Here is a 15,731-nt window from a genome sequence, read left to right on the forward strand (position 1 = left end):
GGCAGGATAGGGGAGAGGCCCGCTCTCTCAGTCCGACCCGGCCAGCCAGCCGCCCACCCGGTCGTCAATGGCCCCGGCGTTGGGGCCACGGGCCAGCCGCCACACGCCCCCGCCTTCCAGCCGGGCTGCCCAGGCGGCGCGGTCGTCGGTCAGGCGCAGGGTCAGCCCGCCGAGGTCGTCGGCCTGCCCGAGGAGAGCCGCGACTCCCTGCGCGGCGGCGTCGGCCGGACCGTCCACAAGCTGACCGCCCCGCACCCGCCAGGTGTCGTAGGGCAGTTCGGCCCCGGTCGGGTCCGCCGCCTCAGTGGTCGGAGTGCCCCCCAGCAGCCCCGCCGGGAGGGTGAAGGCCGGAACAGCCGGGGTCGCCGGGACAGGCTCTGGCACGGCCAGGGGCGCTTCCGACTCCCCGCCGCCAAAGTCGAACACGTCCAGCAACCCGCTGAGGGCGTCCGCGCCAAAGCTGGCGGTGACCTGTTGGGCGGCCTCGTACTCGGCGTGGGCCTCGGCGAGCAGGGCCTCGGCGTCTGTCAGGGTTTGGGCGTAACGTTCGCGGGCCAGTTCGGACATCGGCCCCAGGCGGCGCTGGGCGCGGAGGGTGTCGGCCAGCCGTCCCAGTTTCTGGGTCGTCTCGCCCGCGAGGTGCCGCACCGTGTCGTACTCGCGCACGACGTGATCGGCGCGGGCGTCGAAGTCCTCGCGCTGCTGGGCGGCCTGGGCCATCCGGCGTTCCAGGGCGCTCCACAGAGCCGCCACGTCCGGCGTCTCGCCGCGTGCCAGAGCCTCACGGGCCGCCGCGAGGCTGGGAGCCAGCTCGGCGGCGGCGCCGGGCACGTCGCGGGCCGCGCGTTCCAGCTCCGCGAGGTCGCGCTGGAGTTCCAGGCGCCGGGCCGCCACCTCGGGCGCCGCCTGAAGGGCGTCGAGGGTGGCGTGCAGGTCGCGCAGCTCGTCGGTGGCGAGGCCGCCGCCGTCCAGGGTCAGGCGGGCCACGTCCAGCGCCAGCCGCGCTTCCTCCAGTGCCGGGCTGGGGGGCAGGGCCGCGAGGCCCCCCTCCAGCGCCGCGAGGTCACCGCGCTGCCGGGCGAGTTCGGCCTCGCGGGCCTCCTCCAGCTCGCGCCGCCAGGTGTCCACGGCGGGCGCGGTCAGGGTTCCGGCCGCCCCCTCGGCGCGGAGGGCCTGCAAGCGGGCCTCCAGCTTGGGGCGGGCGCGGCGCAGCGCCTCCGAATCGCGGGCGAGGTCCGCGAGCTGCCGCGAGGCGTGCTCCTGCTCCAGCGCGAGCACGCGGGCCTGCGCTTCCGGGTCTGCGGGCGCGGGCACCTCGCCGGAGGGCAGGGCCTCCACCACCGATGATTCGAGCAGCCGCCGCAGGGTGAAGGTGATTGACCGCGCCCGCTCGACCTCGGCGGGCTGGAGGACGCCGCCCTTCTGGGCCTCCTCGACCTGGGCGATCAGGCTTTCGAGCCGCCGCACGTCCTTGCCGCCCATGCCCTGCACGCGCCCGAAGGCGGCCCGCAGTTCGGCGAGGTCCTGCGCCTGCGCGACCAGCCCTTCTTCGAGGCGGCGCTCCATCAGCGCGATCAGGTCCTGCCCCTCGCGCATCAGCGGCCCGAGGTCCGAGCCCGCTGCCTGCTGCTGCCGCGCGACCCCCAGGATGCCGCGCAGGCGCTGGGTTTCTGGCCAGTCGAAGTAGAGGGTAAATCTCCGGGCGCCCTCCTCCAGCGTGCTCAGGTCCCCGCCGGAGGACGCGGCGGGGGCACTGGGAGCCGCCTCCATCAGCGCCCCGATGACCTCCGAGACGCGGCGCTTGGCCAGGGCGGCGGGCACCGAGAGTTGCAGCCGCTTGAAGACCTCGCGCTTGAGGATGTCCTCGAGGTCGCCCGGCCCCAGCGTTTCGGGCGTCTTGCCCCGCGCCTGCGCCCCGTCGGCCAGGATGCGTTCCAGGGCGCGGGGCGAGACGAGGTCGCCCAGGAGCCGCACGGGAAGGCGGTGGAGGGGTTCCTGACGGGCGGCGGTGTCGGGGCTCACAGGGCTTCCTCCCACTCCACGGTCTGCGCGGGGGCGAGCGTCGCCTCACGGCGGCCCCCCAGCAACCCGAACTGCACGCACAGGCCCCGGAAGCCGTAGGTCGCCAGCCCCAGCGCGGCGGCCGTGAGCAGCGCCCGGAGGGGCAGCCCAAAGGGCGACGACCAGGGCGAGTAGGCCGGAGCCGCCCGCAGCGCGGCCACCCCGATCAGGTCGCCCAGCCAGCCCACGGCCCCCAGCACCCCCTCCACGAAGGTGGGCAGCAGCAGCAGCGCCAGCGCGGCCGTGATCGCCCGCCAGAAGGGGTTGCGCCCTCCAAAGGCGAGGTTCAGCAGGTACAGCGGCACGGGCGCGAGCAGCGCGAGCAGCAGCAGCCCCGCCCGCAGCCCCCCGCCGAAGGTGCCCGTCGCCGAGAGCGAGGCCCTGTCCACTGCCGGAAGCGAGCCGCGCTCCAGCCCGGCCAGTCCCGAGATCAGGGCCTGCACGCTGTCGGGCCGCAGGCCGCGCCGCTCCTGCGCTGCGCCGAGGTCCGCGAGGTAGACCTCGAAATTGGGCGCCGTGCGCAGGGCCTCGGGCGCTGCCTCCAGCGCCGTGCGGGCGCGGGCGAGTTCCTCGCGGGCCGTGACCGGGTCACCGTGGCCGCTGGCACTCAGGGCACGGCCCAGGGCGGCGTAGGCGCGGCCCACGGCATCCACGCTGGAGGGTGCAGCGGTGGCGGGCGCAGGGCTTTCCGCCGGAACGGGAGGCTCCGTCGGAGTGGGTGCTGGAGTCGAGGCCGGATCGCTCGGCTCTGGCGTGCTGGGTGCGGGGGCCGTCAGCGCCGGAGGGGTCGCCAGCGCCTGCGTCAGCTCAGTACCGCCCTGCCGGAGGGCCGCCAGCGAGGCCGTCAGGCCCGCCCGGTCCCCGGCGGTGAGCTGGGTCAGCGCTTCCGTGAACTGCCCGGCCCGCAGGCTTCCGGCCCCAGCCTCCTGCACGGTGGTAAACCAGCCTGCCGCCCGCGCCAGCGCGAGGTAGGAGGCCGTGGTGCGCTCGGGCCGGGCCTCGTTCAGCGCGGCGCGGACCTTGGCGGCCGCGGCCCGTTGCAGCCGCCACGCGACCCGCTCGGCCCGGCCCGCCCCGGCGTCGCTTCGCAGGGCCTGACTTGCGGCGGCGCTCAGGCCGAATTCTTGGCCCAGCAGCCGCACCTGGGCCGCGCCGGGGGGGGTGCCCTCGCCCAGACCATTCAGCGTCTGGGTGTACAGCGCTCCCCGCGCCAGTCCCCGCGCGAGCAGCACCTGGGCCTGGAGGTCGGCCGGGGTGCGGGCCAGCGCGGCGCGGGCCTGCCCCAGCGCTCCCTCCAGCCCCTCCACCATCGGGGGGTTGCCCAGGGTGGGGGCCAGGCGGTTCAGGGCGGCCCCGGCCCGGTCGAGTTGCGCCAGGGCACGCTCGGCGCTCTGCGGACGGGCAGCCGCTGCCGCGTCGAGGCTGCCCACCAACTCGCGGTAGGCGGCGAGGTCCTGGGCAGAGGCGCCCCCCATGCCCAGCAGGGCGGCCAGCAGTACGGCCCGCCTCATGCGGCGGCTCCGGCCTCGACCTGACCAAGTTCAGCGAGCAGCCGCCCGATGTTAACCCCGGCCCCGGCGACGACCGCCACGCAGTAGCCCCCCAGCGGGCGCATGCAGACGGTGCGGTCGCCCATATCGGCCGACATCAGCCGCAGCGAGCGGGCCTGAAACAGCATGGCGGTCGCGGCCACCACGCCGCCCAGCCCGCCGCCCCCGCGCAGCGCCCGCTCGCGCAGAACCTCGCCGTTGGCGCGGCAGACCAGCACGCCCTGCACCCCCTGAAGTCGCCCGAGGTCCTGAATCAGGGCCTCCTGCCCCCCCGGCGTGTCCAGCGCGTAGGTGCGCCCGCCCGCTGGGGCGGCGTACTCGGGGTCGTCGAATTCGAAATCGTCGGCGCTGAGGCTGGTCTCCACAGTGTCCTCCCAGGCGGGTGCGGTCCAGGCCTGCTCGGGGCTGTTCTCGTCCCAGGCGGCGGCGGGCGGCAGGAAGAGGGTGGGCGCCTTGGGATAGCGGGCCTGCACCTCGGCGGCGAGGGCCTGAAGCTCGGCGCGGGCACGTTCGGGGGGCAGCAGCCCGGAGAGCCGCGCGAGGAGGGGGCCGCGCAGCACCTGCTGCATCTGCGCCGCCGTCACGGTGTCGGGGCTGAGGCCGCTCTCGCGCAGGGAGGCCCGCAGCATGGTGTCGGCGGCCCGGTCGGACACGATGCCGGACAGAGCACGCACGATAAGGGTGTACACGGCATTGGTCATAAGAACCTGCCGGGAGTGTAGGCGGGGGGGGCTTACACTTTTCTTCTTCGTGCCCGCGCCCCGGCTCACGGTCCCCGGCCCGCGCCGCCCTCTAGACTGCCCCGCATGACCCTCACCCTTTCCGAGCGCCTCAGCCGCGAACTCGCGGGCCTGCGCGAGCAGGGCCTGCTGATCTCGCCCCGCGTCCTCGAGACCGCCAACCGCGCCCGCACCCGCGTGGACGGCCGGGACGTGGTGAACCTCGCCTCCAACAACTACCTCGGCTTTGCCGACCACCCCGAGATCAAGGCCCGCGCGGGGGAGTACCTGCGCGAGTGGGGCGCCGGGGCCGGGGCCGTGCGGACCATCGCCGGAACGCTGACCATCCACGAGGACTTCGAGCGCCAGCTTGCCGAGTTCAAGCACACCGGCAGTGCCCTGGTGCTCCAGAGCGGCTTCACCACCAACCAGGGCGTGCTGGGCACCCTGCTCCAGCCCGGCGACCTGGTGGTCAGCGACGAGTTGAACCACGCCAGCATCATCGACGGGCTGCGGCTGACCAAGGCCACCAAGAAGATCTACAAGCACGCCGACCCCGACGACCTCGACCGGGTGCTGGCGGAGAACGACACCGACGGCCTGAAGCTGGTCGTGACCGACGGCGTGTTCAGCATGGACGGCGACATCGCGCCCCTCGACCGATTGATCGAGGTGGCCCGCAAGCACGGCGCTGTCACCTACGTGGACGACGCGCACGGCTCAGGCGTGCTGGGCGAGGCTGGACGCGGGACGGTGCACCACTTCGGCTACGAGCACGCGGACGACGTGATTCAGGTCGGCACGCTCAGCAAGGCCTGGGGCGTCGTGGGCGGCTACGCGGCGGGGCACGCGGACCTGCGGCAACTCCTGATCAACCGGGCGCGGCCCTACCTCTTTTCCACCGCGCATCCGCCCGCCGTCGTGGGCGCCCTCTCGGCGGCGCTGGACCTCGTGCAGCGCGACCCCGCCTTCATGGAGCGGCTGTGGGACAACACCCGCTTCTTCAAGGCCGAACTCGCCCGGCTGGGCTTCGACACGATGGGCAGCCAGACGCCCATCACGCCCGTGCTGTTCGGAGAGCCGGAAGCCGCCTTCGAGGCCAGCCGCCGCCTCCTCGACGAGGGCGTGTTCGCGGTCGGCCTGGGCTTTCCGACCGTGCCGCGCGGTCAGGCCCGTATCCGCAACATCGTGACCGCCGAGCACACGCGGGACGACCTAGAGCACGCGCTCGCGGCCTATGAACGGGTGGGACGGGCGCTGGGCGTCATCGGCGGTTGACCGAATACCGCGTTCGGGCGGCGGTGGACTTCGCTGCTCTTGGAGGGCTCCGCGAGGCAGCCTGGGGTGGGCGGGACGACGGCAGCGGGTGGCCGGGCATCCTCGCCCGCAGCCTGACCTGGGTGACCGCGCACGACCGCGAACGCCTCGTCGGCTTCGTCAACGTGGCCTGGGACGGCGGCTCACACGCCTTCCTGCTGGACACGACCGTTCACCCGGACGTTCAGCGGCGGGGCATCGGGAGCGGGCTGGTGTGGGAAGCGGTGCAGGCGGCCTGTGTGGAGGGTGCCCACTGGTTGCACGTGGACTTCGAGCCTCACCTGGCAGAGTTCTACGCGGCCTGCGGCTTCCGGCCCACGGCGGCGGGGCTCCTGCGGCTGGCCTGAAGTCCCGCCCCACTCCCCCTATCATCCCCCCATGACGAGTTCCCGCCCGCCCGTGGGTGACAAGCAGGACCGGGGGCGCGAGGTGCAGGCGATGTTCGCCTCCATCGCGCCCCGCTACGACCTTCTCAACCGCGTGCTGAGCCTCGGCGTGGACCGCGCGTGGCGGCGGGAGGCGGCGCGGGAGGCGCTGGCCCTCTCGCCCCGGCGCATCCTCGACGTGGCGACCGGAACCGGCGACTTCGCGCTGGAGCTCAAGGCCCGTGCCCCGCACGCCGAGGTCGTGGGCAGCGACTTCGTGCCCGAGATGCTGGACATCGCCCGCGAGAAGGCCAGGGGTCGGCATCTGGAAGTGCGGCTGGAGGAGGGCGACGCGCTGAACCTGCCCTATCCCGACGGGTCCTTCGACGCCGTGACCTGCGCGTTCGGCTTTCGCAACTTCGCCGACTACGCGCGGGGCCTCTCCGAGATGTGGCGGGTTCTCGCGCCGGGCGGACGGCTGGTGATCCTGGAGTTTCCGCCGCCCCGCCCCGGCCTCTTCGGGGCGCTGTTCCGCTTCTACTTCCGGCAGATTCTCCCGCGCGTGGGGGCGCTCATCAGCGGCAACGCGGGCGCCTACACCTACCTCCCCGAGAGCGTGCTCGCCTTTCCCGACCCGGAGCGCCTCGCGGGGCTGATGCACGCGACGGGCTTCCGCACCCGCTTTCGCCTGCTGACCTTCGGCATCGCGGCGATTCATGTGGGGGACAAGGGGTAAGGGACCGCTGGCCCGTGGCGTGTGGCGCGGGGAACGGCCCCTCTGTATGCCACACGCCACACGCAGCAGGCCACAAAAAAAGGCCCCCGCGTGGGGAGCCTCCTTGACTTGCTGATCCTCAGACGGCCAAGACCTGACGGCCGTTGTACGCGCCGCAGCTCGGGCAGATGTGGTGCTGGAGCTTCTTGGCGTGGCACTGGGGGCACTCGACGAGGTTGGGGGCGACGAGCGCGTGGTGGCTGCGGCGCATGTCGCGCTTGCTCTTGCTGGTCTTCTTCTTAGGGACGGGATGCTTCGCCATGATGTTTCTCCTCGCTCTCGCCGCTCGGCGCTGGGGGGACTGGGGGACGCGCCGGGGCCATCTTCTCGGCCGGGCCAGGCCGGGGGCGCGGGCCGGACGCGAGACAACAGCCGGGAGTATAGCACGCGCTCTGACAGATGGGAGAGGGCCGCGTTAGCATGGCGGCAAGGTGCATGAACTCGTCCTCCCCGAAGTCACCCTGCAAGCGGGCCTGCGGTGGCTCGATCTGCTGGGCATCCTGGCCTTCAGCCTGTCGGGGGCGCTGCTGGCGGTGCGCAAACGCTTTGACCTGTTCGGGGTGCTCGTGCTGGGCTGCGTGACGGCGGTGGGCGGCGGCGCCATCCGCGATACGCTGACCGGGCAGGCCCTCCCCGTGTTCCTGCGCGACGAAACCTACCTGTGGGTGGCGATTGCCGGGGCCGTGATCGCCTTCGCCTTCGGGGAGCGGCTGGCCCGCTTCGAAAAGGCGCTGAGCGTGTTCGACTCGGTCGGGCTGGCCCTCTTCGCCGCGTCGGGAGCGCTGGGGGCCATTGCCGCCGGGTTAGGGCCGCTGGGGGTGATTTTCGCGGGGGCGCTTAGCGGGGTGGGCGGCGGCATCATCCGCGACCTGATCGCCAACGAGGTCCCCGAGGTGATGTACCGCCGCGACCAGCTCTACGCCACTGCTGCCGCCGCCGGAGCCCTCACCGTGTACCTGCTTCACCCGCACCTCACGCCCTTCCAGGCCCAGCTCGGCGGCGCGGCCACGGTCCTGCTGCTGCGCTACCTCTCGCGCCGGGGCTGGGTGCGGTTGCCGGTGCGGCGGTTGCCGGAGGGGTGAGGGGCGGCCAGCTTCCAGCCGCCAGCAACCAGCTCACGGGGCCAGGGCCGAAGCGCCGGGAGACTGGCGACTGGCCGCTGGAAGCTGGCGACTCGGCTTCCCCATGCCCTACACTGCCCCTACCATGTCTACACAAGCCGACCGGCCCGCCGGATTCCGCACCCGTGCCGTCCACGCGGGACACGGCCTCGACCCCGTGACGGGCGCCCACGCGGTGCCCATCTACGCGACCTCGACCTTCGGCTACGGCACCGCCGAGCGCGGGGGGCGGCTTTTCGCGGGCGAGGAAAGCGGCTACTTCTATTCCCGCCTCTCCAACCCCACGGTGACTGCCTTCGAGGAAAAGGTCGCCAGCCTGGAAGGGGCGGAGGCCGCCGTCGCCTTTGGCAGCGGCATGGGCGCAGCGAGTGCCATCGCACTAACGCTGCTGCGGACCGGGGACGAAGTGGCCTTCGTCGGTCCCCTCTACGGTGGCACCGAGGGGCTGCTGCGCGACATCCTCGGCAATTTCGGGGTGACCGTTCACGAGGCGGCGGACGTGGAGGCGCTGCGCGAAGTGGTGACGGAGCGCACCCGGCTGGTCTGGCTGGAGACGCCCACCAACCCCACGGTGGGGATCGTGGACCTCGCGGCGGCCTCGGCGGTCGCGCACGCGGCGGGGGCGCTCGTCGTGGTGGACAACACCTTCGCCACCCCGTACCTGACGCGTCCGCTGGAGCACGGCGCCGACCTCGTGATGCACTCGGCCACCAAGTACCTCGGCGGGCACGGGGACGTGGTGGCGGGCGTGGTCGTGGGGTCGGCGGACCTCGTGACCGAGCTGCGGCTGCACGGGCTGCGGCACGTCGGTTCAGTGCTCGGCCCCTTTGAGGCGTACCTGCTGCTGCGCGGCCTCAAGACCCTGCCGCTGCGAATGGAAGCCCACTGCCAGGGCGCGATGGCACTCGCGCGGGCATTGGAGGGTCACCCGGCCTTGAAGGCCCTGCATTACCCCGGCCTCCCCTCCCACCCCGGTCACGCGGTCGCGGCGCGGCAGATGCGCTCGTTCGGGGGCCTGCTCAGCCTGGACCTCGGCACCCAGGAGGCCGCCTTCACTTTCCTGAATAATCTGCGCCTCTTCACCCAGGCCGTCAGCCTCGGGGACGTGGAGAGCCTGTCGTGCCACCCCGCGAGCACCACCCACCAACTGCTGGGCGAGGAAACGCTGATGCGCCAGGGCGTCACGCCGGGGCTGGTGCGCCTCTCGGTGGGCATCGAGGACGAGGCCGACCTGATCGCGGATGTGCTGGGCGCCCTGGAGCGGGTGCCGGTGGGCGCGGGAGACTGAAGGCCGGGAGGAGCATTCGGCAGCATCGCCTACCGTCCCGGCGGCGTGGGGCAGGGTAGAACCCGGCCATGATTCAGCCCGAGCGGGTGGAGTGGTTGCGGCCGGGAGAGCCGGGGCGGGGCGGCTTCGTGCTGCTGTGGGTGCAGTCCAGCGTGCGGACGGTGGGCAACCACGCCCTCGAATACGCAGTGGGGGAGGCCCGGCGCCTCGGCGTGCCCCTCGCCGCCGTCTTCGCCCTGAACCCCGCCTACCCCGAGGCGAACGCCCGGCACTTCCAGTACCTGCTGGAGGGGCTGCGCGACCTGAGGGCCGGGCTGTCGACGCGGGGGATTCCCCTCTCCGTCCGCCTAGGGGACCCGCCGGAGGAGGTCGCTAAGGCCGCGCGGGGGGCCAGTCTCGTCGTGACCGACCGGGGGTACCTGCGCCCTGGCCGCCAGTGGCGGGCGAGCCTCGCGGAGCGGCTGGAGGTCCCCTTCGTGCAGGTCGAGTCCGACGCGGTGGTGCCCGTCCGCCTCGTCTCGAACCGGCAGGAGGTGGGGGCGCGGACCCTGCGGCCCAAGCTGCACCGCGTGCTGGAGCGCTTTCTGGTGCCGGTGGAGGTGCAGGAGGGTGGGGTGGGCCACCCCGACTGGGACCCCGGCCTGGACGTGTCTGACCCCGCGCTGACCGTGCGGGCGCTGGGCGTGGACAACAGCGTGCCCCCCGGCGAGGAGGAGGGCGGCGAGGCGAAGGCCCTCGCGCGGCTGGAGCACTTCGTCACCCGGTTGCTGCCGGGCTACGACTCCGGGCGGCGTGACCCCAACGTGGACGGGGGCAGCCGCCTGAGCGCCTACCTGCACTACGGGCACCTCTCGCCCCTGACGGCGGCTCTTGCCGCGCGGGAACATTCGGACGGCGGTCCCGGCCTCGACACCTTTCTGGAGGAGATGATCGTGCGGCGCGAACTCAGCTTCAACTTCTGCGAGTTCAACCCCGACTACGACCGCTACGAGGGCCTGCCGAAGTGGGCACGTGAGAACCTGGAGGCCCACGCCGCAGACCCCCGCCCGCACCTCTACACCCGCGAGGAGTTGGACGCGGCGCAGACCCATGACCCCTACTGGAACGCCGCGCATACCGAGATGGTCCGCACCGGCCGAATGCACAACGCCATGCGGATGTACTGGGGCAAAAAGATTCTGGAGTGGAGCGCGACCCCGCAGGCGGCCTACGCCACGACCCTCTGGCTGAACAACCGCTACCAGCTCGACGGCCGCGACGCGAACTCCTACGCCAGCGTGGGCTGGATTTTCGGCCTGCACGACCGCCCCTGGGCACGCCGCCCGATCTTCGGCACAGTGCGCTACCTAGCCGCGAGTGGCCTGAACCGCAAGTTCGACGCCGACGCCTACGCCCGGCGCTGGACGGGTTTGTCCTGAAGTGCTGTCATCCTTGACCTTGTGAGCCAGACTCCCAAGGGTTGGAATCCAGCCTTCGCCGCCCTGATCGATTTCCTTGTGCTGTGCTTCGCTGTCAGCCTGTTCTACTTCACGCCACGGAATTCGTGTGGGCAGATACTGGGCGGCATAAAGGAGAGGGCGCTCTTCACCTTCTCCCTGAGCGTCATGTCGTTCGTCGTCGCCTACTTCTCCACTCAGTTCACCTTCTGGGCCGCGTTGGGGGTTTCCCTGCTACTGGCGGCGGCTTTCCTCATCTTCACGGCCCCGTTTTTCTGCTGATCCTGGCAACGCGCGGTCGTCGGTGGACGGTGGAACCTCGAAGTTGCCCTCCCAGTGAGTGAGGTGTGTAAAGCACTCACCGGGAGGGGAGGTGCTATGCTCGGCCCGAACCGCGGGTGTCCGGTTCCCCTGACTGAGGGCAAACAGCGACAGGGCAGCGCAAGGTCTGCTCCCTCCCTGGGGGCAGAAGACGAGGTGGAGGTCAGCGAGTTTCTGCGGATGCCTCCAGGCCCCAGCACGGGCCTACCCGACCGCTTACGCGGTGAAGCGCGGCGATAAGCTTCTGCGGCGACGCAGGGATAAGGCCGCGCGGTGCATTCAAATCCAACCCAGACACTGCCCGCCCTGGCCCGAGTGCCGGGCGCGGGAGAGGAGTTCCCATGTGCGGAATCGTCGGATACATCGGCAGCAGGCAGGCGCAGGACGTGCTCATCTCTGGCCTCGCCAAGCTGGAATATCGCGGCTACGACAGCGCAGGCGTGGCGGTCGCGGACGGCGGCCAGATTGAAGTGAAGAAGAAGGCCGGGAAGCTCGCCAACCTCAGCGGGGAGCTGGAGCACTCGCCGCTGCCGGGCACCCTGGGCATCGGGCACACCCGCTGGGCCACCCACGGCCTGCCCAACGACACGAACGCGCACCCCCACGCCACCGAGGACGGGCGCACCGTGATCATCCACAACGGGATCATCGAGAACTACCTGTCCCTCAAGGCAGGCCTGATCGAGCGCGGCCACACCTTCAAGAGCGAGACGGACTCGGAAGTCTTGGCCCACCTGATCGAGGAAGCCTACACGGGCGACCTCGAAGCGGCGGTGCGGACGGCCCTCTCGCAGGTGCGCGGGGCCTACGGCATCGTGGTGACGCACGTGGACCACCGCGAGATCGTCGCGGCCCGGACCGTCAGCCCGCTGGTCATGGGCGTGGGCGAGGGCGAGATGTTCCTCGCGTCGGACGTGCCCGCGCTGCTGCCCTACACCCGCAACATGGTCTTCCTGCACGACGGCGACATGGTCGTGCTGCACGACGACGGCTACCGGGTCACCGACCTGACGGGCAACCCCCAGGAGCGCCCCATCGACCGCATCGACTGGGACGCCGAGGCCGCCGAGAAGGGAGGCTTCGACACCTACATGCTCAAGGAGATCTACGAGCAGCCCACGGCGCTGACGAACACCCTGATCGGCCGCCTGCACGACGACACGGGCGAGGTGAACCTCGACATCGGCCTTGATCCCCAGAGCTTCAAGCGCATCTCGATCATCGCCTGCGGCACCGCGTACTACGCCGGGCTGGTGGGCGAGTACCTGATCGAGCAGCTCGCCCGCATCCCCGTCGAGGTGGACGTGGCCTCCGAGTACCGCTACCGCAATCCGCTGGTCAGCGAGAACACCCTTGCCATCGTGGTGAGCCAGTCGGGGGAGACGATTGACACCCTTGAAGCCCTGCGCGAGGCCAAGAAGGGCGGCGCCAAGACCCTCGGTGTCATCAACGCCAAAGGCTCCTCCATGACCCGCGAACTTGACGACACGCTGTACATTCACGCCGGGCCGGAAATCGGGGTGGCGAGCACCAAGGCGTACACGTCGATGGTGGGCGCCTTCGTGATGCTCGCGCTGTGGCTGGGCCGTGCCCGTGGCACCCTGAGCGACACCCAGGCGAAGGACCTGCTGCACGCGACCCGCGAGTTGCCGCGCTTGGTGGAAGAAGCGCTGAACCCCGCCCGCGTCGCCGAGATCAAGCGGGTGGCCGAGAAGTACGCGCAGGCCCGCGATTACCTCTTCCTGGGGCGCGGCGTGAACGCGCCCACCGCCTTCGAGGGGGCGCTGAAGCTCAAGGAGATCAGCTACATCCACGCTGAGGGCTACGCGGCGGGCGAGATGAAGCACGGCCCCATCGCATTGATCGACGCGAACCTGCCCGTTGTGGTGGTGGCGACCGAGAGTCACCTGCTCGAAAAGACCATCTCCAACGTGCAGGAGGTCCGCGCCCGCTCCGGCAAGGTGATCGCGCTGCTCAGCGACGGCGATACCGAGAACGCCCAGCACGCCGACGACGTGCTGTACGTGCCCCGCGCCCACGAGATGGTCAGCCCCGTCGTGAACGCGGTGGCCCTGCAGCTGCTAAGCTACTTCACGGCAAGCTACCTGGGCAAGGACGTGGACAAGCCGCGCAACCTCGCCAAGAGCGTCACGGTGGAATAGCTCCAGCGCGACAGGCAGATCGCCCTGCGGTCCGCGACATCCGGTCAGGGGTCGACTTCCCGGTGGTGTTCATCACAGCGCCACCACGGGAGCCGACCCCTCACGCCCAGGACCGAAGGGGCCATCCGGCGCTCTAGCGGTAGGTGGGCGCTTTCACGCTGTTGGAGACGGTCATCTTCACGTACATGCCGTTCTGGGCATGCCGCCCGACGCGGCACAGGATCAGGTAGGTGCCCGGCCGGTTCGCCACGAAGCGGGTCGCCGCCGCCGCCCCGCCGGGCGCGATCACGCTGGTCGCCGCGTTCGGGAAGGCGAGGCGTACCTTGCTGAAGTCGGTGGGCACCGCCGTCCCCGCGACCACGGCGAAGTCGTGCGGCATCTTCCCGGCGTTGCTGAGGCTGACCTCCACGGTCCAGCCCAGTGGCACGGTGAGCGTCTTCTCGCCTTTGGCGTCGCCGTTGTAGTTCAGGCCGCCATTGTGGCCCGCGTGCCCCGCGACAAACGCCACCTGCACCGTCTTGCTCGCCGACCGCGAGGTCACGGTGGGCGGGGCAGAAGTGGTGCCCGACGACTGCGCGAGGGCGGGAGCGAGGGCCGTCAGGAGCACGGCGGACAGTGCGAGTCGGTTCATGGTCTTCCCCCTGGCCGCCTGGCAGCGCCAGTGTCCCGCGCCGGACCCACCGCACGGCGGGCACGAGGTGAAGGAAGCTGAGGGCAGGCGGCTCGGGTTCACCGTACAGGGGCCGCCGCCGGGCGGGAATGCCCGGATGGGACGGCGGCATGTCTGTTTTGCCGGTCAGCGGCTGAGGTCGTAGCCCGGCTCGCCCTCCTTTTTAACTGGGCGAGGATTGTCCCCAGTCAGAGCCGCAGCGTGATCGTATAGGTTCCACCCACGCTTCAGGCGTAGGGCGGGAAGCACTTCTCCGTCCCACTCGGGGAAGTACTCCCGGAGACGGGAGGACGCTGAGATAGTGACACGCTTGGATTCCATATCTGCCGGGCTGAAGATCAGCCACTGGCGGTTGCGGGCCGCCTGACCCACCTCGTCGGGGTCGAAGCGGGCATCACCGTCGCGGTCCACGAAGGCCACGACCTGATAGACGCCCAGCACGTCGGGCACCGGGGGCAAGTCCATTCCAAACGTCCAGGTGCCGTCCGACTGCCGCACCGCCGTCTGCTCGTAGCGGCTTTCATTCTTGAAAGCGTCGGGCAGCCCTATCCCGACGAGTGCGAGACGGGGCTTTTCCGCCCAAGTCTCCGACACAGTGCCGCTGAGGTCATGTGCCTCTGGAGGCCGCGCCTCCCGCGACCCGCAGGCAGCGAGCAGGAGGGCGACGGGCAGCAAGAGGGAGAGGCGGCGCATGGCCCCAGCGTAGGCCGCGCACCGCCCTTCTCCGTGAGAGGGCCGGGGAGCGACCTCCTCCCGGCCTCCCCCGTTACTTGCCCTGCTGCGCCAGCCGCAGGAAATAGGCGCTGCTCTTGTCGTTCGGGTCCAGCGCCACCGCCTGCCCGTAAGCCTGCGTCGCGCCCGCATAGTTCTTGGCCTCGTAGCGCACGCGGCCCAGCCACGCCCAAGCCTTCGCGTAGCGGGGGTTCAGGCGGGTCGCTTCCAGGAATCCGGCCTCGGCCCCGGCACGGTCGCCCGCCGTGTACCGGGTGTAGGCGGTGCGAAAGGTCTGCACGGCCCCCAGCCCGAACTGCTCGCCCTCCTGCGCGAGCGCGAGGTTGTAACGGTCGCTCGCCGTCGCGCCGGGCAGGGCCACCGCCCCCTGGTAGGCGGCGCGGGCGGCCCCCGCATCTCCAAGCTCCAGCGCCAGCCGCCCGGCCTCCCGCCACGCTTCCGCGAAATTGGGGGCGCTGCGGGCCGCCTCCTGAAATCCGGCGAGGGCCTGAGTCTTGCGGCCTGCCTCCAGCTCGCCGTAGGCCCGGCTGAACGCACGGGTGGCGGCAGGGCCATAGCGCGACGCACTGGCCGCCAGCCCCCGGAAATAGGTCAGGGTGCGGTCGCCGGGCGCGAGTTGCAGCGCCCGGTCGTAGAGGGTCTGGGCCCCGGCGTAGTTGCCCGACTCCAGCGCGGTGCGGGCCGCCCACGTCGCGCAGGGGACGCTGGTGGGGTCAAGTTGCAAACATGCTGCGAAGGAAGCCGCCGCCTGACTGGGCTGGTTGCGAGTGTAGGCCGCATACCCCAGGTTGTACTGGGCGGTCGCCGCCTGCCGGGCGTCGGCGCTGCCGGGGCTGGCGGGCGCGACGCGGAAGAGGGCCTGCCAGCTCAACTCGGCCTGACGCCAGAAGCCGACCTCGGTGTAGAGCTGGGCGCGGAGGCGCAGGGCGTCCGCGTTGCCGGGGTCCAGGGTCACCGCCGCCTCCGTCGCGTCCACCGCCGAGCGCCACAGCGCCTGGTCGATGCTGGCGCTGCCCGCCGGATAGGTGCGCCGGGCCTCGTCCGCGAGGCGGCGGGCCTCGGCGGTGGCCTGGGCCGCACTCGCGAAGGCAGGCGCGGTCGCGGCGGGCTGAGCGGGTGCCGTCTGGGTCGTCGTCTGAGCAGTGGCAGGTGCGGCGAGCAGCAGGGTGCCGAGCAGCAGCAGGGAACGGGTGGACATGGGACCTCCTTGGGGG

At 71.6% G+C, this 15,731-nt stretch carries 15 protein-coding genes; 8 read left to right on the forward strand and 7 right to left on the reverse strand.

Annotation, left to right across the window (positions count from 1 at the left end; all coding sequences use genetic code 11):
• Positions 1 to 27: 27 nt before the first annotated feature.
• Genes F8S09_RS10210 through F8S09_RS10220 form a run of 3 tightly spaced genes read right to left on the reverse strand, consistent with a single transcriptional unit; the run spans position 28 to position 4,312 of the window.
• The gene (locus F8S09_RS10210; RefSeq protein ID WP_322618715.1) at positions 28 to 2,022 is read right to left on the reverse strand and encodes a hypothetical protein; all 1,995 of its coding nucleotides are present in this window, start codon (positions 2,020 to 2,022) and stop codon (positions 28 to 30) included.
• On the reverse strand, positions 2,019 to 3,572 hold the full coding sequence (locus F8S09_RS10215) for a hypothetical protein (RefSeq protein WP_152871390.1): 1,554 nt from the start codon (positions 3,570 to 3,572) through the stop codon (positions 2,019 to 2,021). The genes F8S09_RS10210 and F8S09_RS10215 overlap by 4 nt, the downstream gene beginning before the upstream one ends.
• Positions 3,569 to 4,312 (reverse strand): roadblock/LC7 domain-containing protein, encoded by a 744-nt coding sequence (locus tag F8S09_RS10220; RefSeq protein ID WP_152871391.1) that lies wholly within the window; start codon positions 4,310 to 4,312, stop codon positions 3,569 to 3,571. The genes F8S09_RS10215 and F8S09_RS10220 overlap by 4 nt, the downstream gene beginning before the upstream one ends.
• 105 nt (positions 4,313 to 4,417) lie before the next feature.
• Between F8S09_RS10220 and F8S09_RS10225 the strand changes: the two genes are divergently transcribed.
• Genes F8S09_RS10225 through ubiE form a run of 3 tightly spaced genes read left to right on the forward strand, consistent with a single transcriptional unit; the run spans position 4,418 to position 6,748 of the window.
• On the forward strand, positions 4,418 to 5,608 hold the full coding sequence (locus F8S09_RS10225; RefSeq protein ID WP_152871392.1) for a glycine C-acetyltransferase: 1,191 nt from the start codon (positions 4,418 to 4,420) through the stop codon (positions 5,606 to 5,608).
• On the forward strand, positions 5,605 to 5,994 hold the full coding sequence (locus F8S09_RS10230; protein ID WP_152871393.1) for a GNAT family N-acetyltransferase: 390 nt from the start codon (positions 5,605 to 5,607) through the stop codon (positions 5,992 to 5,994). Before F8S09_RS10225 ends, F8S09_RS10230 begins: the two co-directional genes overlap by 4 nt.
• Positions 5,995 to 6,025: 31 nt before the next feature.
• Positions 6,026 to 6,748, forward strand: a complete 723-nt coding sequence (gene ubiE, locus F8S09_RS10235; RefSeq protein ID WP_152871394.1) for a bifunctional demethylmenaquinone methyltransferase/2-methoxy-6-polyprenyl-1,4-benzoquinol methylase UbiE — start codon at positions 6,026 to 6,028, stop codon at positions 6,746 to 6,748.
• A gap of 118 nt (positions 6,749 to 6,866) precedes the next feature.
• On the opposite strand, the gene rpmF is transcribed toward ubiE, so the two are convergent.
• Positions 6,867 to 7,049, reverse strand: coding sequence for a 50S ribosomal protein L32 (gene rpmF, locus F8S09_RS10240; RefSeq protein ID WP_152871395.1), 183 nt, complete (start codon positions 7,047 to 7,049; stop codon positions 6,867 to 6,869).
• A gap of 169 nt (positions 7,050 to 7,218) precedes the next feature.
• Here rpmF and F8S09_RS10245 point away from each other — a divergent pair, with 169 nt between their 5' ends.
• The 5 genes from F8S09_RS10245 (at position 7,219) to glmS (ending at position 13,115) form a co-directional block, all read left to right on the forward strand.
• Positions 7,219 to 7,869: a trimeric intracellular cation channel family protein gene (locus F8S09_RS10245; protein WP_322618716.1), complete on the forward strand. Its 651-nt coding sequence runs from the start codon at positions 7,219 to 7,221 to the stop codon at positions 7,867 to 7,869.
• A gap of 124 nt (positions 7,870 to 7,993) precedes the next feature.
• Positions 7,994 to 9,196 (forward strand): trans-sulfuration enzyme family protein, encoded by a 1,203-nt coding sequence (locus F8S09_RS10250; RefSeq protein ID WP_152871396.1) that lies wholly within the window; start codon positions 7,994 to 7,996, stop codon positions 9,194 to 9,196.
• A gap of 68 nt (positions 9,197 to 9,264) precedes the next feature.
• Entirely contained in the window at positions 9,265 to 10,614 is a 1,350-nt protein-coding gene (locus tag F8S09_RS10255; protein WP_152871397.1) for a deoxyribodipyrimidine photo-lyase, read from the forward strand.
• Between the two features lie 21 nt (positions 10,615 to 10,635).
• The gene (locus F8S09_RS10260) at positions 10,636 to 10,914 is read left to right on the forward strand and encodes a hypothetical protein (RefSeq protein ID WP_152871398.1); all 279 of its coding nucleotides are present in this window, start codon (positions 10,636 to 10,638) and stop codon (positions 10,912 to 10,914) included.
• A 380-nt stretch (positions 10,915 to 11,294) separates the two neighbouring features.
• On the forward strand, positions 11,295 to 13,115 hold the full coding sequence (gene glmS / locus F8S09_RS10265; RefSeq protein WP_152871399.1) for a glutamine--fructose-6-phosphate transaminase (isomerizing): 1,821 nt from the start codon (positions 11,295 to 11,297) through the stop codon (positions 13,113 to 13,115).
• Between the two features lie 133 nt (positions 13,116 to 13,248).
• Here glmS and F8S09_RS10270 read toward each other — a convergent pair whose 3' ends face one another.
• From F8S09_RS10270 to F8S09_RS10280, 3 genes are all read right to left on the reverse strand, one after another.
• Positions 13,249 to 13,746 carry a sulfocyanin-like copper-binding protein gene (locus F8S09_RS10270; RefSeq protein WP_152871400.1) on the reverse strand — a complete coding sequence of 166 codons (498 nt, stop codon included), beginning with the start codon at positions 13,744 to 13,746 and terminating at the stop codon, positions 13,249 to 13,251.
• A 165-nt stretch (positions 13,747 to 13,911) separates the two neighbouring features.
• Positions 13,912 to 14,478, reverse strand: a complete 567-nt coding sequence (locus F8S09_RS10275; protein WP_152871401.1) for a hypothetical protein — start codon at positions 14,476 to 14,478, stop codon at positions 13,912 to 13,914.
• A gap of 73 nt (positions 14,479 to 14,551) precedes the next feature.
• Positions 14,552 to 15,715 (reverse strand): tetratricopeptide repeat protein, encoded by a 1,164-nt coding sequence (locus F8S09_RS10280; RefSeq protein ID WP_152871402.1) that lies wholly within the window; start codon positions 15,713 to 15,715, stop codon positions 14,552 to 14,554.
• Positions 15,716 to 15,731 lie beyond the last annotated feature (16 nt).

This window comes from Deinococcus terrestris, from assembly GCF_009377345.1.
In the GTDB taxonomy this organism is placed as follows: domain Bacteria; phylum Deinococcota; class Deinococci; order Deinococcales; family Deinococcaceae; genus Deinococcus; species Deinococcus terrestris.

What these genes read in the sequence shown, in the direction of transcription:
- rpmF (WP_152871395.1), bottom strand. Translation starts at nt 7,049, where the DNA reads ATGGCGAAGCATCCCGTCCCTAAGAAGAAGACCAGCAAGAGCAAGCGC.
- ubiE (WP_152871394.1), top strand. Translation starts at nt 6,026, where the DNA reads ATGACGAGTTCCCGCCCGCCCGTGGGTGACAAGCAGGACCGGGGGCGC.
- F8S09_RS10225 (WP_152871392.1), top strand. Translation starts at nt 4,418, where the DNA reads ATGACCCTCACCCTTTCCGAGCGCCTCAGCCGCGAACTCGCGGGCCTG.
- F8S09_RS10220 (WP_152871391.1), bottom strand. Translation starts at nt 4,312, where the DNA reads ATGACCAATGCCGTGTACACCCTTATCGTGCGTGCTCTGTCCGGCATC.
- F8S09_RS10280 (WP_152871402.1), bottom strand. Translation starts at nt 15,715, where the DNA reads ATGTCCACCCGTTCCCTGCTGCTGCTCGGCACCCTGCTGCTCGCCGCA.
- F8S09_RS10215 (WP_152871390.1), bottom strand. Translation starts at nt 3,572, where the DNA reads ATGAGGCGGGCCGTACTGCTGGCCGCCCTGCTGGGCATGGGGGGCGCC.
- F8S09_RS10275 (WP_152871401.1), bottom strand. Translation starts at nt 14,478, where the DNA reads ATGCGCCGCCTCTCCCTCTTGCTGCCCGTCGCCCTCCTGCTCGCTGCC.
- F8S09_RS10255 (WP_152871397.1), top strand. Translation starts at nt 9,265, where the DNA reads ATGATTCAGCCCGAGCGGGTGGAGTGGTTGCGGCCGGGAGAGCCGGGG.
- F8S09_RS10270 (WP_152871400.1), bottom strand. Translation starts at nt 13,746, where the DNA reads ATGAACCGACTCGCACTGTCCGCCGTGCTCCTGACGGCCCTCGCTCCC.
- F8S09_RS10250 (WP_152871396.1), top strand. Translation starts at nt 7,994, where the DNA reads ATGTCTACACAAGCCGACCGGCCCGCCGGATTCCGCACCCGTGCCGTC.
- glmS (WP_152871399.1), top strand. Translation starts at nt 11,295, where the DNA reads ATGTGCGGAATCGTCGGATACATCGGCAGCAGGCAGGCGCAGGACGTG.